Below are 14,486 nucleotides of genomic sequence, written 5' to 3' on the forward strand. Positions count from 1 at the left end.
GAGATCCTCCTCACGCGAGGTCACCAGCCGCTGGTGAAACGGGCTGGTGACCTTCGACTCACCCATTCTCCGGGTGAGTCATTCTGCTTTTGAAAGGGCAATCCAAACCCCCGGCCTTCCTTTGATCCTATCCTTGGAACGAAAAGCGGAAAGCCGGGGGTAAGGTTGCTTGGTCTTGGGGGGGGAAATTGGGGTCAATCAGCGCCGGGGACGCTGGGGAGCGATGCCTGCCATGAAGATGTCCACGCAGGTATTCACATACTGGCGTGGGGCGTAGTCCCGCTGGAACTCCACCGTATTCTTGAGCATACCGCCCATGAGCATGTTGGTGAACATGTCCATGGCCGCAAAAAGGTTCACATCCTTGCGCACTTCGCCGGTCTCCTGGGCCTTTTCCAAGACCTGCAGGAAGCGGCTGCGCAGGGGCTTGATGGCCTCCATCACAATCTTGCGGTGCTGTTCAGGCAGGCGGCGCGCTTCGCCAATCAGTGTGCGGATGAAGGCCTCATCCCTCTCCAGCATCTGGTAGAAGGACAGTCCGAAATTACGCAGCACATCGTGCAGGGTACCCACCCAGGCCTTGTCCGTATCCAGCGACTCGTACGCCGGGGTGTTCATCACATTGTCGAACACCGCTTGGAGCAGCCCATCCTTGTTCGTGAAATGACGGAAGAGCGTCACTTCATTCACCCCTGCTTCTTCCGCGATGATGCGGGTCGTAGCGCGGGGGATGCCGTCCCTGGCGAAGACATTCAAAGCAGCCGCGATAATCTTGTTTCGCGTACCGACTTCGGTCTTGGTGGTTGAGGTGACGGCGTTGAGAGGCATCTACAGTTGGGAGACTAATGTAAGTGCTTGCTTGCAGCGCCTATGTAAGTGCTTGCTTGCTTTTTGTAAAGCTACATTTTTGCGGAAACTGCAAATTCACGCACAAAAAGGCCGAAGGATTGCTCCTTCGGCCTTTAAAAACTTCAATCTGTACCAGCTAAGGACTAGCGGGAGTAGAGTTCCACGACCAGCTGCTCGTTCACGAAGACGTCGATTTCTTCGCGTTCCGGCGAGCGGTTCACGGTGCCGGTGTGCTTGTCGCGGTCCACCGTCATCCAGTCGGGGATCACCGCGCCCTGGGTCAGGTCAAGGAAGCGGTTCACCAGCTGCTGGGAGCGGGGGGTGTTCTTGACGGCGACGACGTCGCCTGCCTTCACCTGATAGCTCGCGATGTTCACGCGCTTGCCATTCACCGTCACGTGGCCGTGGCCGACGATCTGGCGGGCAGCAAAGCGGCTGTTCGCGAAGCTCATGCGGTACACCACGTTGTCCAGACGCTGTTCAAGCATCTGAAGGAGGATGGTACCGGTCACGCCCTTGCGGCGGGAGGCTTCGGCGAAGAACTTGCGGAACTGCTTCTCCAGCACGCCGTAGGTGTGGCGGAGCTTCTGCTTTTCGATCAGCGCGGTGCCGTAATCGGAAGTCTTGCGGCGGGCATTGCGGGGGCCGTGCTGCCCCGGGGGGAAGGCGCGGAGCTCGAGGGCCTTCGAGGGGCCGAACAGGGCCACACCGAAGCGGCGGGCGATTTTTTCCTTGGGACCAGTATAACGTGCCATGACGGATAAAGAGCGGAACTTCGAGAGGTGCGGCGACTACACGCGGCGGGCTTTGGGCGGACGGCAGCCGTTGTGCGGCACGGGGGTCACGTCCTTGATGGCGAGGATTTCGATACCGAGACCCTGCACGGCACGCACGGCGGACTCACGGCCGGAGCCGGGGCCCTTGAGGCGCACTTCCACTTCCTTGAGACCATGGCCCATGGCCTGGCGGCAGGCATCCTGGGACACCACCTGGCCGGCGTATGCCGTGCCCTTGCGGGAACCCTTGAAGCCCATCTTGCCGGAGCTGCTCCAGCCGATGGCATTGCCATTGCGGTCCGTCACGGTGACCATCGTGTTGTTGAAGGTCGCCACGACATGCACGATGCCGCTGGTGACGTTCTTGCTGCCCTTGGCCTTGACGACCTTGGGAGCTGCATCGCCGGCGCCGCCGTCGAGGCTGAGGAAGACTTCATTGATGTTCTTCTGACGATCCCTCTCGGAAAGAGGCTTGTCAGTCGCCGGAGCGGCGGCGGGTGCTGCCGGAGTCGCGGCGGGGGCGGGGGCAGGAGTGGGGGCTGCAGCTTCAGGAGCAGCGCCAAGGTTCTGATTTTCGTCGGCCATGATGAGATGAAAAGTAGGAGGTACTCAGCAGGGCTTAGACCTTGCCAGCCTTGGCATTCGGGTTGCGCTGCACACCCACGGTCTTGCGCTTGCCCTTACGAGTACGGGCGTTGGTCTTGGTGCGCTGGCCACGAACGGGAAGTCCACGGCGGTGACGCGTCGCACGGTAGCAGTTGATGCTCGTGAGGCGCTTCATGTGAGCATTCAGCTCACGACGAAGGTCACCTTCCACGACGATGCCCTTGGCATTCACCACGCGGCTGATTTCCGCGAGCTGCTCATCGGTCAGCTCACCCGTGCGGGTATTGGGATCAATATTGGTCTCAGCGAGTACTTTCCTCGTGAGGGACGGACCAATGCCGTAAATGTACGGGAGAGAAGCTTCGATGCGCTTCTCATTCGGGATTTCTACTCCAAGCAGACGTGCCATAATGAATGTATTCTACAGACTTAACCTTGCCGCTGCTTATGCCGCGGGTTTTTGCATACAATACGCACGACTCCCTTCCGCCGAATGACTCGGCAGGACTCGCACAAGCGCTTCACTGAGGTTCTTACTCGCATGATGATATACAGGGGAAATGCCAGATGCCCCACCAAGACGGGAGGGCGAAGGGGATGGATGTCTAGCAAGATTGTTCACATGCGCAAGTGAGAAGTGGTCTTTTTTTTCGCACGATTGAGTGTCAGCAGAGGGACGACAATCTGCCACAGCCGCCTCCTTTCGCCATCGCGGATATCCGCGAGCGCATCGTCCTTTCCCCCGCAGGCTGAACGAACTATCTCTTAACCCGCCGTCATAACTCACACTCCAGCAACATACCGCCGGCAACCTGAATCCGATATGACGCAGTCCGCCGCATGCCCTTTTTCGAACCGCCGCTTGCACGCCGAGGGCTCCTGACAAGGATAGCACCGTGCCTTCCTCCCCCACCCCTCCCCAGCAATCCAGCAGCAGTGCCCTGACCCTTGTAATGATTTTTGGCCTCGTGGTGGGCGCCGGTGTGGTGTTCGGAGGAGTCGCTCTGCTCTGGCAGGTGCCAGCCGCTTGGAAGGAGATGCGAGAGGCGTGGACGGAAACTTCCGGCACCGTCGTGGCCTCGCGGGTGCGCAACTTGGAAGACTCCAGGCAGAGCACCCTGCATTACGTGGAGCTGGAGTATCAATATGTGGTGGATACAGCCCGCTTCGCCGGAGCCAGTCCTGCAGCCCGGCAACCGGCAAAGGACGGAGACCTCGCCCAGGCCACCGCCATCGCCCAGGAGTACAAGCCCGGCCATGCCGTGCCGGTCTTCTACAATCCCGTAGACATCACCGCCTCCCGCTTGGATGCGCAAGGACCCAATGGCCTCTTTTGGATGGGAGTGTTCGGCGGTCCGCTGCTGATCTTTAGCGGACTGGGCCTGGCCGGCTGGAGCTGGTCCGATTGGAAGGCCAAGCGCCATGCGACAGTCCGGTCGTCATAGCATCAGCGACCGCTCCGCCAAGTCCGCACAGTCCGCCCATGCAGCCGCGCCCTCCGACGTGCGCGATCTCCTTGCATGAGCACGAAACGCGAACTCATCGAGCCCCATAAAGGGGACAAACGGTATGTCCGTCGTGACAGCCACGGCCGGTTTACGGAGAGCGACGATGTCAGCCGCTCGCTCAGCATGGATCGCCGCATCAAGGCGAAACACAAGGCAAAGCCCGGTCAGGGTGACCGCGGTGATTGATTGGAAACGCGAACACCTCACACCCCAGAACCAAGCGATCAAGCTGCGCAGCAATCCGCCTGCGCCGCCAGTCGTCTGGTGATGCTCACTCTCAGGAAGCACGCGAGGCATCACGCTGGGCCACCCAACTCTCTGCCGTGGAAGACCGGCCTTCGCGCGGTTTTACGGCATACCCGCGTGACTCAAAGCGGAGTCGGAAATACCCGGCAATCACCCGAGTTTTCACGCGCGTGCCCAGTTCACAGGAGTACACGCGGGAAAGCGGCAGGCTCAGGGCCGGCGTTTTATCCCCAGCATCGGCATAGAAATCGATGGTGATGGCATCGGCCACCACCTTGGGAAACTCGTGTTCATCCAGAAGTTGCCACTTCCCATCGCGCCGCACTTCCAGGATGTCCCCCGGCTCCACGCGGAATGGAACACCGCGATAGGTCCACAGCACCAGCACCATCATCAGCATGAAGGGGCCGATGGGCAGCGCGATGATCAGGGTGTACAGCTTGGTATGCGTGACATCCCCGGAGGTGCCGCCGGAGAGAATGATCTTCAGCCATTCCAAAAAGAACATGGCGACGTCCTCAAAGATGCCACCCACCGTGGTGAGACCGTGATTCAGGTCGTACACGATTTTACCTGCCACACCGATGCCCAGCAACGTGATGTGCGCCGCGAGGATCACCAGAGCCCAGTTCGTGCGGGATTCGAAGCGCCCACACATTTGGGCCGCCTCTTCGATGTAAACCTTGGGCCTGCCCATAGGATGCTTGCACATCCACACAGTGACGCCCACGCCGGCAGCCATGGCGAGGAATTCCACGAAGGTGAATCCCTCTCCGCTCGTGTTCTGCCAGAGGAGCGCAAGGACCGCCAGCCACATCGCCCAGAGGAAGAACCGCTGCCAGGTCGCCAGCAACTTTGGGGGAGCCTTTGAGGCTTCAACTTTTGTGCCGGAACGTCGTAATTTTCTGCCCATGGCGCGCCCGGATGCTACCTGGAAGTCATCCGGTGGCAAGGGACTCGTACGATTTACAACCCATGGAGACAAAAGATTCGGTTGACCCCTGCAACAACAGGCATGATTTCTCTACATATTAAGGAAACAACCTCCCATCAGGGAATTCAAGCCCATCCACACGAAAGGGTCTTATGAAAACGCATGGAATTGCCTCCCTCACGGCCTGCCTTTGCCTCGCTGCTGGCCTGATGTCCCTCTCCCCCGCGAGCGCGCAGCAGGCGCTGCCGTTCGAACGCGGCGTCAAGATCGACGTGATCGCCTCCAAGCCCGCCGCCGTCAAAGGCGGCGACTTTGATGACAAGTTGCAGAGAATTACCCTGCGATTGAAGTTCTCCAACCTCGATACCCGCCAATCCTACGCAAACTATACCGCCACGGTATCTGCCTTTGGTCAAAGCGCGAAGGACCGCACCGTCACCAAGGTCCTCTTGCAGGAGAGTATTCCGCTCACGGTGGAGCCGCGAAAAGCCGTCGAACACGAGTGCAAGGCGGTCAAAACAAAGTTCGACCGCACCGGTGCCATCTTCGGCTATTCCTATGACGGCTGGATCATCGTCGTGAAGGATTCCACCGGAAAAATTGTGCAGGTGAAATCCACCGCACCGTCACTCGAAAAGTTGCCGGACAAGGTGGACAAACTGGCCGAAGGCAAATGCTACGACCGGAAGTTGGAACCCACGGACGATCCCGACGATAGATAATTCGTCGCCTTAGTTCGTACTTCACGAGACTCTCAGCGCTTCCGCCCAGCGCAGGCCCGGCAGGTCACAAATCAGTAGGTACCTGCCACAAATCCCTCCTTGCATGAAGGAGGGGGCCAAGGCACGTATTGGGCCCGCCATACGTACTTGTTTGGGTGAGGTTTTGCCTCGCCCCCTCTCCTTCCCCTCCCTACTCCTCACATGATCAAACTCACCGGTATCGCAGACGAAGCAGGCGCACCTCTCGACGTGCAAATCAAGGCCCACCAGGATCTGGGCTGGGACAGCATCGAATCCCGCGTGGTGGAGTTCGATGGCGTGAAGGGCAACCTGCATGAGATCCCCGAAGCCACCTTTGAGAAGGTGTGCGAGGAACTCGCCGCAAAGAACATGAAGGTCAGCGGCTTCGGCTCCCTGATCGGCAACTGGGCCAAGAAGATCGAGGACGACTTCTCCATCACCGAAGCAGAGATCAACCGCGCCATCCCCCGCATGCAGAAGCTGGGCGCCAAACTCATTCGCGTGATGAGCTACGCCGTGCGCAAGGACGCCGATGGCAACGACCTGCCCGACCAGATGGAAGCCGAGCGCATCCGCCGCATGGCTGAAATCAAGAAGCGCTTCGATGACGCCGGCCTCACCATGATTCATGAGAACTGCATGAACTGGGGTGGCATGAGCGTGAGCTACGTGAAGCGCCTCAACGACGCCGTCCCCGGCATCCAGTGGGTGTTCGACACCGGTAATCCGGTCTTTATTCCTGACCGCGACCGCCCCGGCCAAAAGCAGGACTCCTGGGAAATGTACCAGGCCATCAAGCCCCACATGGCACACGTCCATGTGAAGGACGGCCGCTGGAACACCGCCAAGAACGACGCCGACTACACCTACCCCGGTGAAGGCGAAGGCCAGACCCAGCGCATCATGGAAGACCTCGTGAAGTCCGGCTACGAAGGCTACATCAGCATCGAACCGCATGTGGCCGTCGTGTTCCATGGCGCCGGTTCCGCGGACGACCTCTCCCCCGAAGCCAAGGCAAAGGAGCAGTACGACAGCTATGTGAAGTACGGCCGCATGCTGGAAGCTATGCTCAAGGGCTACGGCGCGAAGCTTGGCTAACTTCGGAGGTTAGACCTCCGGTCTGACAGCGGGCGTTGGGCCTCCGGCCTGACGCTCTTTTTTTGTCTGCATTGTACGGCCAGAGATTATCTCGCGAAATGGCCGCGTGAACTCACAAGCATAGCCACACGCCATCGGGGGCAGGAATGCCCCCGCTCCTTGACAGCATCGCCACCTCTCAAGGAGTGGGGACATTCCTGTCCCCATTTGCGTCATGCGTCTCCTGAGCTGGCTTGGTGATAGGGTGCATCAGTCTACACCACACCACCGCTGCCAACCTCAAAACGCCTTCTTCAGCACGCGCGAGTTCCTTCCACTCCGGTCATACGCCTCGCGACGCTTGGCGGGCAGCGTATCCACCGGCACTTCCTTGTAGCCCATCTTCTCCTCAAAGAAGCGGAACGCCTGGGTGCTGAGCGCGAAGATCCACGCGCAGCCACGCTGGCGCGCCGTCTCCTCGGCAAAGGCTACCAGCTTGCGACCATGCCCCTTGTTCTTGTGGGCGCGACGCACGAAGAGACAGGCGAGTTCCGCCGCCTTCACGCCACCTTCGAGTTCGTAGACATGCACGGCGACGCTGGCCACAGGATTGCCGTCCAGCTCGAGCACATAAAAGTCCCCGATGCTCTTCTGCATCTGCTCACGCGTGCGAGGGGCCAAAGCGGCGTCTTCCACACTCTCGCGCATCATGGCCTGCAACGCGGGAATGTCCGAGCTGCGAGCCTTGCGCAAGTGCTGGTAGTCATCCGCGTGGATCATGGTGCCCACGCCTTCATTGCTGAAGAGCTCGGCCAGCAGCACTTCGTCCTGCCTTCCGTCGATGATGTGCACGCGAGGCACGCCTTCGTTACAAGCCAGAGCGGCATGGCGCAGCTTGGAGAGAAGGCTCGGGTCCGCGCTGGGATCTTTGCGCTTGGCCATATCCCGCGCCTGCCCCACGGAAATCTGGGCCAGCCGCTGTCCGCTGGCATCCACCAGACCCTCCTCCGCGACGAAGATGACCTTGGACGCATCCAGCGCCAAAGCCACATCCACCGCGACCTCATCCGAGTTCACGCGCAAGGTAGCGCCACGCCCGTCATAACCCAACGGAGGCAGCACAGGAATGATGCCCTCCTTGAGCATGGCCAGAAGCATGCGCTCATCCACGCGCTCAATACGGCCTGTGTGGATGAGGTCCACGCCCTCGATGACCCCAGCGGGATGCACCGCGAGCGCATTGGGCACGGCGACACGCAACTCCAGTGCGGTGAGATCGCCCATGAGTTCACTCGTGAGACGTGAAATGGCGTCCGCGCTGACTTCCAGTGTTCCAGCATCGGTGAGACCCATGCCGTCGTCGCTGGTCAGCTTCACACCACGCAGTTCCGCGAGCTCCTGGATCTGTCTCCGGGCGCCAAAGACGACCACGACCTGAATGCTCAGTGATTGCAGCACGGCAATGTCCTGCAACAGGCTGTGGAAGTTCGGCAGGCGCATCACGGCGCCATCGAGCGCAATGACAAAGATGCGTTCCTTGAACTGGGGAACGTATTGGAGAATGCCTCTCAGGTCTTCAAATCTCATCTAGGGAGCGGAACGTGGTCGCTGGGTGGGTGGGGTTAGTGTGGACTGGTCTTGGGAATCAGCCACACTTTTACTGCCAGTTCCTTTTTGCTCAATGGGAACCTGTCTCCACCGAGAAGAGAAGCCAGGGTGACTTGCAGCGGCTCATAACCGGGATGGGCAATCTCGACGACCTGATTCACATGGAAGCTTCCGCTTTTAAACAAGATCCCCATCCCACCTCCGGCACCAAACTGTCGTCGCAGCACCACCTCTCCGTTTCCATCTGTTTTTCCCAAGAGGCGAGCCTGAAGTGCCCAGTCCCGCCACTCCTCATATCTCCTCTCCTCCAGGTACGAACTGCGCATGCGGCATTCGCGCTCATCGACCAAAACGATCTCCACGCCCTCCAGTGGTTCGTCGGCACCCATGGAAAGCACCTGGACGCTGACTTCCTTCGTTACTCCGCCTGTCCATGCGAAGGCGGGTTTAGCAAACGCATAAAGAAGGCCCAGCACTGCTATCCCCAGCAGCCACCACTCCCACTTGGCGCGGCGTGGCAGTCCGTACGAACTCTCAGCGCCATCATGACTCATCGCTGAACCTCCTGGTCTGACGCAACATTCATCTTCTTGGGTTCCACCCACACGCGAACGGTGAGCTTATTCTCCCTCCGAAGCGGGAAGCTGTTCTGGCCTAGTAGCGCCGCCAGAGGAATCCTCAAGGGTTCATACTTGGGATGAGCAATTTCAAAGATGTGATCAATCCTATAACTTCCAGTTTTGCCCCCCAAGACGCTTTTTCTTCCCCCAGCACCACATTTGGCTCCTAGTACCGCCGTGCCGTGGTTGTCTGTCTTTCCCTCCACGGCGACGTCGCACTCCTGCACGAACCGTTTCCAATCCTCCGAGTGACTGCCTCCCAAAATCTCCATCATACGTTCCTCTGAGGAGCCAAGAACCCGAACATCGGCGCCTACTACCGACTTATTAGTGATTTGCTCAAGCACCACCACGGTGACTGTGCAATGGGCACCACCATCCCAGATGAGGACCTGGGTAAACATGGGGACTACCAAAAAAAGGCGGCAGCCGTGGCAATCAATCCCACTGCCCACTTCTTCCACCTTCCTCCCTTCGCCGTGGATTCAGGCGACGGCGGGGAATCATCTGGAACTATCACAGGACTGTCATTTTCCACAGCCCCATTGTCTCAGATCTCACCCTTCCGAAGGAAGTCTTCTTTTCCTTTTCCACTCACCCCACCCACTCCTGCAGTTCCTCCCGCACCTCGTCGCTCAGTTCCACGCTGTATTCCTTCCCGGCATTCAGCACCGCTTCGCGTCCACTGGCCACGGCAATGCGGAACTGCACCTTGGTATTCCCCGGATGCGCCTTGATGATGCCGAAGATCTCATCCAGGTCCTGCTCGCTGTGCTCGGCTGAATTCAGTCGCAACACCAGCGTGCCATTCGTTTGCACCTTGCCGTTTCCATTGCCGTTGCCGTTCTTTGGCTTCGCACCTTCCTTCGGCTCCTTGGCAGGCTTGAGCGGTTTGATTTCCTGAGCGGTCAGTCGAATCGCGTCGCTCCGATTATCCTTCTCCGTGCGCGCACGGATGCCCACAGCGGCACCAGAGACCATCAACTCCTTGAATTTCTCGTACGTGTCATTCCACGCAATGCACTCCACCGAGCCGGTGAAGTCTTCCAAGGCGAAGGTGGCGAAGGCGCGGTTGTCCTTCTTGGTAAACTTGATTTCCAGACGCTCAATCGTGCCCGCGCAGAAGACCTTCTGTTTCTCTTGCTTCATCTCCTGCAGGTCCATGACGCGCGTCACGTTGTCTTTCTCAAAGACGTAGCGGTACCTGTCGAGCGGGTGACCGGAGACAAAGAAACCCAGCAACTCCTTCTCAAACGCCATCACCTCTTCCTTCGTCCACGGCTTCGGCTTCTGCGCCGCCGCCACGGTGTTGCGGGTGGTGCCCATGTCGTCGTCACCGAAAAGGCTCACCACACCGGCACGGCGTTCCTTCTGGCGTGAAGCAGCCGCGGAGAGCACCTGGTCGATGCGAGCGAACATCGCCGCACGGTCTTCCTTGGTGAAGTCAAACGCACCCACCTTGATGAGCGCTTCCATGAGGCGCTTGTTGATCGCACGCGAATCGAGCCGCTGGCAGAAATCCTCCAGGCTCTTGTAGGGTCCGTTCTTCTTGCGCTCTTCCACTGCCTGGGACATGGCGCCTTCACCCACGTTCTTCACCGCGGAAAGACCGAAGCGGATGGCCTCCGGCACGGTGCTGTCGCCCATGCACTCGGGGGCGAACTTCAGCGCACTCTTGTTCACATCCGGCGGCAGGATGGTCATGCCCATGCGCTGGCACTCGGAGACGAAGCTGGAGATCTTGTCCGTGTTGTTGACTTCATAGGACAGCACCGCCGCCATGAACTCCACAGGGTAGTTCGCCTTCAGGAAGGCGGTGCGGTACGTCACGATGCCGTACGCGGCGGAGTGCGACTTGTTGAAGCCGTATCCCGCGAACTTGGCCAGGAGGTCGAAGATGTCATTGGCCTTGCGATCGCTGATGCCGACCGTCTTGCCACAGCCCTCCACGAAGATGGCGCGCTGCTGGGCCATCTTCTTCTCATCCTTCTTACCCATGGCGCGGCGCAGTTCATCCGCAGCGCCGAGGGTGTAGCCCGCAAGGAGGTTGGCCGCCTTCTGCACCTGCTCCTGGTAGATGAGAATGCCGTATGTCTCCTTGCTGACGTCCTCCAGCAGCGGATGAAGATACTCCACCTTCTGCTCACCCTTCTTACGCTTGATGAAGTCCGGGATGAGGTCCATCGGGCCCGGACGATAGAGCGCGAGCAAGGCGATGATTTCCTCAATGCGGTCCGGCTCGAGCTGTTTGCACGTGCTGGACATACCGCCAGATTCCATCTGGAACACGGCGACCGTTTCGCCCTTGTGCAGCAGTTTGTAGGTATTCAGGTCGTCGAGCGGGACATCCTCGACTTTGAAGTCCGGGAATCGCAAGCGCACGAACTGCACTGCGTCATGGATCACGCTGAGGGTCTTCAGCCCCAGGAAGTCCATCTTCAACATGCCCACATCCGTGAGCGGGCCCATGGCGAACTGGGCCACAACTTCCTCCGCGGCGCCAAGCGTCAGCGGGATGAAATTGTCCAGCGGCTGGTCGCCGATAACGATGCCCGCCGCGTGGATGCCGGCGTTGCGCGTCATCCCTTCCAGGAAGGTGGCGTACTGCCAGAGCTGTTGCGTGGCGGATTCCTCCGCGATGGCCTTCTTCAGCTCGGGATTCTTCTCCACCGCATCCTCGAGCGTGATGTTCAGCTCGGCGGGAATCATCTTGGAAATGCGGTCTGCATCCCCGTAGCTCATGCCCAGCACACGACCCACGTCGCGGATGACGCTCTTCGCACCCATGGTGCCGAAGGTGATGATGTGGCTCACGCTGCGCAGACCATAATGATGCCGCACATAGTCGATCACTTCCGGACGCCGCGTCTGGCAGAAGTCGATGTCGACGTCAGGCGGAGACTTACGTTCGGGATTCAGGAAGCGCTCGAAGATCAATCCAAACTGCAGCGGGCAGATGTCCGTGATGCCCAGGCAATACGCGACGAGCGAACCTGCCGCCGATCCACGACCCGGCCCGACGGGAATGCCGTGCTCCTTCGCCCAATTGATGAAATCCCAGACGATCAGGAAGTAGCTGGTGAAGTTCATCTTCGACATGATGCCCAGCTCGTAGTCCAGGCGCTCACGCAGCGCGGTGTCGTTCTCGGCACGTTCCGCGCCATAGCGCGTCGCCAGCCCCTTGAGGCTCAGATCACGCAGGTAGTCATTCCGGTCGATCCCGTTCGGGGGCTGGAACTGCGGGTACTTCTCGATGCTCGCGGAGTCGAGCTTCATGGTCACGTTGCAGCGTTCCGCGATCTCCAGCGTGTTACGGCACGCATCCTCATAGCCCTCGAAGAGCTCGTACATCTGCTCCGCCGTCTTCAGATAGACCTCTGGGGAGTAGTGCTTTCGTTTCTCGTCATGCACGTTGGCGCCTTCGCCAATGCAAATCATCACGTCGTGCGCCTCGTGGTCCTCCTTGTTCAGGAAGTGCACATCATTCGCGGCCACGGTCTTCAGGCCGAATTCCTTCGCGAACGCCGCCAGCTTCACCATGCACGTATGCTGCTGGGAGCTGCCGTGATTGTGCATCTCCAGGAAGAAATTATCGGCGCCGAAGATGTCGCGGAGTTCCACCACGCTCTTGCGCGCCTCATCCTCACGATCGGAGAGGATGAATTCATTGATCTCGCCATTCAGGCAACCGCTCAGGCAGATGAGTCCCTTGGCGTGCTTGGCCAGGAGCTTCTTGTCCACACGCGGCTCGCCCTGGTACAGACCCTCGAGGTGGCCGCTGGTCACCAGCTTCACCAGGTTGGCATACCCTTCATTAGTCTCCGCCAGCAGAGTCAGGTGGGAGGAGCGCTTCCGCCCTGTCACCTCCTTCTTGTCCTCCATGTTCCCGGGGGCCAGGTAGATTTCACAGCCAATGATGGCCTTGATACCCGCCTTCTGGGAGGCCTGGTAGAACTCAATGGCGCCGAAGAGATTGCCGTGGTCCGTCATGGCCACGGCGGTCATGCCGAGCTCCTTGACCCGCTTCATCAGGTCCGGAATCCTCACCGCCCCATCGAGCATCGAGTATTCCGTATGCAAATGAAGATGAACGAAGGATTCAGGCATGTGGTGAGTAGAGTGCGATAGGGCAGGCTGAATGCCAATGCAAGATGGCGGGACCAGGGACTTTTGGGTCCAGAAGATGCGATTCTACGGGTTTCTACGTACGCGGACAACTTTCCGCTGGACGGCCCGCAACTTGCTGGCTTTTTGCCTGCCCTTCCACACCCCTTTTCCCTATGCCCAAGAAGACCATCCGCGACATCGACATTTCTGGCAAGCGCGTCCTCGTTCGTGTGGACTTCAATGTGCCGCTCGAAGAGAAAGACGGCGCCATGGTGGTTACGGACGACACCCGCATCAAGGAGACGCTCCCCACCCTGAACTACCTCATCGAGAAGGGCGCACGTGTCATCCTCGCCAGCCACCTTGGCCGCCCGAAGGGCCAGCGTGATCCTAAACAATCCCTCAAGCCCGCTGTCGCCACGCTCTCCGACCTCCTCGGCAAGCCCGTCGCCTTCGCGGACGACTGCATCGGCGACGACGCCAAGTCCAAGGCGCTCGCCCTCAAGGACGGCGAAGTGCTGGTGCTGGAAAACGTGCGCTTCCACGCTGGAGAAGAGAAGAACGACGCCGCCCTGGCCAAGTCCCTCTCCGAGCTCGCCGAAGTGTATGTGAATGACGCCTTCGGCTCCGCTCACCGCGCCCACAGCTCCACCGCCGGTGTGGCTGACTACCTTCCCGCCGTCTCCGGTCTCCTCATGGAGAAGGAACTGACCTACCTGCACGACGAGCTGGAAAACCCCGAGCGTCCCTTCGTGGTCATCCTCGGCGGCGCCAAGGTGAACGACAAGATCGAGGTCATCAACCGCCTGCTCGACAAGGCGGACACCATCATCATCGGCGGCGGTATGGCCTACACCTTCCGCAAGCTGGTGCAAGGCATCTCCATCGGTAAGAGCCTGTACAAGCCTGATTGGGAACCGATCGCACAGGCCGCCATCGACAAGGCGAAGAAGAACGGAGTGAAGCTCCTCATCCCCGTGGACGCCCTTATCACGGATGCCTTCGACTTCGACGCGAAGAAGCTCGGCACCACCAAGTACACCGGCGTGAACGAAAGCATCCCAGACGGCTGGGAAGGCGTGGACATCGGTCCGGAATCCGTGAAGCTCTTCTCTGAAGAAATTGCCAAGGCCAAGACCGTCGTGTGGAACGGCCCCATGGGCGTGTTCGAAATCAAGGCTTCCGCCAAGGGTTCCTTCGACATCGCCGAGGCCGTGGCCGCAAATTCCAGCGCCAAGACCATCATCGGCGGCGGCGACAGCGTGAAGGCCGTGAAAAAGGCCGGCGTGGCGGACAAGGTCACTTTCATCTCAACCGGCGGCGGGGCGAGCCTCGAATTGTTGGAGGGGAAAGAACTGCCCGGAGTTGCCGCTTTGCAGGACAAATAACTAAATTCACTTCCACATCAGCAC

General features: G+C 59.5%; 15 protein-coding genes. 5 read left to right on the top strand and 10 right to left on the bottom strand.

The genetic code is table 11. The features are described 5' to 3' along the window. Positions 1 to 198 precede the first annotated feature (198 nt). From G5S37_RS20325 to rpmJ, 5 genes are all read right to left on the bottom strand, one after another. Positions 199 to 828, bottom strand: a complete 630-nt coding sequence (locus G5S37_RS20325; RefSeq protein WP_165206271.1) for a TetR/AcrR family transcriptional regulator — start codon at positions 826 to 828, stop codon at positions 199 to 201. 164 nt (positions 829 to 992) lie between these two features. Next, positions 993 to 1,604 carry a 30S ribosomal protein S4 gene (gene rpsD / locus G5S37_RS20330; RefSeq protein WP_165206272.1) on the bottom strand — a complete coding sequence of 204 codons (612 nt, stop codon included), beginning with the start codon at positions 1,602 to 1,604 and terminating at the stop codon, positions 993 to 995. A gap of 36 nt (positions 1,605 to 1,640) precedes the next feature. Beyond that, positions 1,641 to 2,210: a 30S ribosomal protein S11 gene (gene rpsK, locus G5S37_RS20335; protein ID WP_343229868.1), complete on the bottom strand. Its 570-nt coding sequence runs from the start codon at positions 2,208 to 2,210 to the stop codon at positions 1,641 to 1,643. A 34-nt stretch (positions 2,211 to 2,244) separates the two neighbouring features. Beyond that, the gene (gene rpsM, locus G5S37_RS20340) at positions 2,245 to 2,640 is read right to left on the bottom strand and encodes a 30S ribosomal protein S13 (RefSeq protein ID WP_165206273.1); all 396 of its coding nucleotides are present in this window, start codon (positions 2,638 to 2,640) and stop codon (positions 2,245 to 2,247) included. Between the two features lie 20 nt (positions 2,641 to 2,660). Then, positions 2,661 to 2,774 carry a 50S ribosomal protein L36 gene (gene rpmJ, locus G5S37_RS20345; RefSeq protein ID WP_113959063.1) on the bottom strand — a complete coding sequence of 38 codons (114 nt, stop codon included), beginning with the start codon at positions 2,772 to 2,774 and terminating at the stop codon, positions 2,661 to 2,663. A gap of 353 nt (positions 2,775 to 3,127) precedes the next feature. Between rpmJ and G5S37_RS20350 the strand changes: the two genes are divergently transcribed. Both G5S37_RS20350 and G5S37_RS20355 read left to right on the top strand, forming a co-directional pair. Further along, positions 3,128 to 3,676 carry a DUF3592 domain-containing protein gene (locus G5S37_RS20350; protein WP_165206274.1) on the top strand — a complete coding sequence of 183 codons (549 nt, stop codon included), beginning with the start codon at positions 3,128 to 3,130 and terminating at the stop codon, positions 3,674 to 3,676. Positions 3,677 to 3,751: 75 nt separating this feature from the next. Continuing rightward, positions 3,752 to 3,925: a hypothetical protein gene (locus G5S37_RS20355; protein WP_165206275.1), complete on the top strand. Its 174-nt coding sequence runs from the start codon at positions 3,752 to 3,754 to the stop codon at positions 3,923 to 3,925. A 91-nt stretch (positions 3,926 to 4,016) separates the two neighbouring features. On the opposite strand, the gene G5S37_RS20360 is transcribed toward G5S37_RS20355, so the two are convergent. After that, positions 4,017 to 4,838, bottom strand: a complete 822-nt coding sequence (locus G5S37_RS20360) for a hypothetical protein (protein WP_165206276.1) — start codon at positions 4,836 to 4,838, stop codon at positions 4,017 to 4,019. A gap of 233 nt (positions 4,839 to 5,071) precedes the next feature. Here G5S37_RS20360 and G5S37_RS20365 point away from each other — a divergent pair, with 233 nt between their 5' ends. Together G5S37_RS20365 and G5S37_RS20370 are read left to right on the top strand one after the other, a co-directional pair. Then, positions 5,072 to 5,641 carry a hypothetical protein gene (locus G5S37_RS20365; RefSeq protein WP_165206277.1) on the top strand — a complete coding sequence of 190 codons (570 nt, stop codon included), beginning with the start codon at positions 5,072 to 5,074 and terminating at the stop codon, positions 5,639 to 5,641. 201 nt (positions 5,642 to 5,842) lie between these two features. Beyond that, positions 5,843 to 6,760, top strand: coding sequence for a sugar phosphate isomerase/epimerase (locus G5S37_RS20370; protein WP_165206278.1), 918 nt, complete (start codon positions 5,843 to 5,845; stop codon positions 6,758 to 6,760). A gap of 279 nt (positions 6,761 to 7,039) precedes the next feature. Here G5S37_RS20370 and argA read toward each other — a convergent pair whose 3' ends face one another. The 4 genes from argA to dnaE all read right to left on the bottom strand — a co-directional run bounded on the left by argA (position 7,040) and on the right by dnaE (position 13,074). Then, a complete protein-coding gene (gene argA, locus G5S37_RS20375; protein WP_165206279.1) occupies positions 7,040 to 8,326 on the bottom strand; it encodes an amino-acid N-acetyltransferase in 1,287 nt (428 codons plus the stop codon). Between the two features lie 35 nt (positions 8,327 to 8,361). Further along, positions 8,362 to 8,901, bottom strand: a complete 540-nt coding sequence (locus G5S37_RS20380) for a hypothetical protein (protein ID WP_165206280.1) — start codon at positions 8,899 to 8,901, stop codon at positions 8,362 to 8,364. Next, positions 8,898 to 9,371 (bottom strand): hypothetical protein, encoded by a 474-nt coding sequence (locus G5S37_RS20385; protein WP_165206281.1) that lies wholly within the window; start codon positions 9,369 to 9,371, stop codon positions 8,898 to 8,900. Before G5S37_RS20385 ends, G5S37_RS20380 begins: the two co-directional genes overlap by 4 nt. Before the next feature lie 190 nt (positions 9,372 to 9,561). After that, entirely contained in the window at positions 9,562 to 13,074 is a 3,513-nt protein-coding gene (dnaE, locus tag G5S37_RS20390; RefSeq protein ID WP_165206282.1) for a DNA polymerase III subunit alpha, read from the bottom strand. Positions 13,075 to 13,247: 173 nt separating this feature from the next. Between dnaE and G5S37_RS20395 the strand changes: the two genes are divergently transcribed. Then, positions 13,248 to 14,462, top strand: coding sequence for a phosphoglycerate kinase (locus G5S37_RS20395; protein WP_165206283.1), 1,215 nt, complete (start codon positions 13,248 to 13,250; stop codon positions 14,460 to 14,462). Positions 14,463 to 14,486: the final 24 nt, after the last annotated feature.

Origin of the sequence: Roseimicrobium sp. ORNL1 (assembly GCF_011044495.1) — a bacterium.
Lineage (GTDB): Bacteria > Verrucomicrobiota > Verrucomicrobiia > Verrucomicrobiales > Verrucomicrobiaceae > Roseimicrobium.

Bases quoted from the DNA above. Each gene is read 5' to 3' on its own strand.
- G5S37_RS20325 (WP_165206271.1), bottom strand. From the start codon at position 828: ATGCCTCTCAACGCCGTCACCTCAACCACCAAGACCGAAGTCGGTACG.
- rpsD (WP_165206272.1), bottom strand. From the start codon at position 1,604: ATGGCACGTTATACTGGTCCCAAGGAAAAAATCGCCCGCCGCTTCGGT.
- rpsK (WP_343229868.1), bottom strand. From the start codon at position 2,210: ATGGCCGACGAAAATCAGAACCTTGGCGCTGCTCCTGAAGCTGCAGCC.
- rpsM (WP_165206273.1), bottom strand. From the start codon at position 2,640: ATGGCACGTCTGCTTGGAGTAGAAATCCCGAATGAGAAGCGCATCGAA.
- rpmJ (WP_113959063.1), bottom strand. From the start codon at position 2,774: ATGCGAGTAAGAACCTCAGTGAAGCGCTTGTGCGAGTCCTGCCGAGTC.
- G5S37_RS20355 (WP_165206275.1), top strand. From the start codon at position 3,752: ATGAGCACGAAACGCGAACTCATCGAGCCCCATAAAGGGGACAAACGG.
- G5S37_RS20365 (WP_165206277.1), top strand. From the start codon at position 5,072: ATGAAAACGCATGGAATTGCCTCCCTCACGGCCTGCCTTTGCCTCGCT.
- G5S37_RS20370 (WP_165206278.1), top strand. From the start codon at position 5,843: ATGATCAAACTCACCGGTATCGCAGACGAAGCAGGCGCACCTCTCGAC.
- argA (WP_165206279.1), bottom strand. From the start codon at position 8,326: ATGAGATTTGAAGACCTGAGAGGCATTCTCCAATACGTTCCCCAGTTC.
- G5S37_RS20380 (WP_165206280.1), bottom strand. From the start codon at position 8,901: ATGAGTCATGATGGCGCTGAGAGTTCGTACGGACTGCCACGCCGCGCC.
- G5S37_RS20385 (WP_165206281.1), bottom strand. From the start codon at position 9,371: ATGTTTACCCAGGTCCTCATCTGGGATGGTGGTGCCCATTGCACAGTC.
- dnaE (WP_165206282.1), bottom strand. From the start codon at position 13,074: ATGCCTGAATCCTTCGTTCATCTTCATTTGCATACGGAATACTCGATG.
- G5S37_RS20395 (WP_165206283.1), top strand. From the start codon at position 13,248: ATGCCCAAGAAGACCATCCGCGACATCGACATTTCTGGCAAGCGCGTC.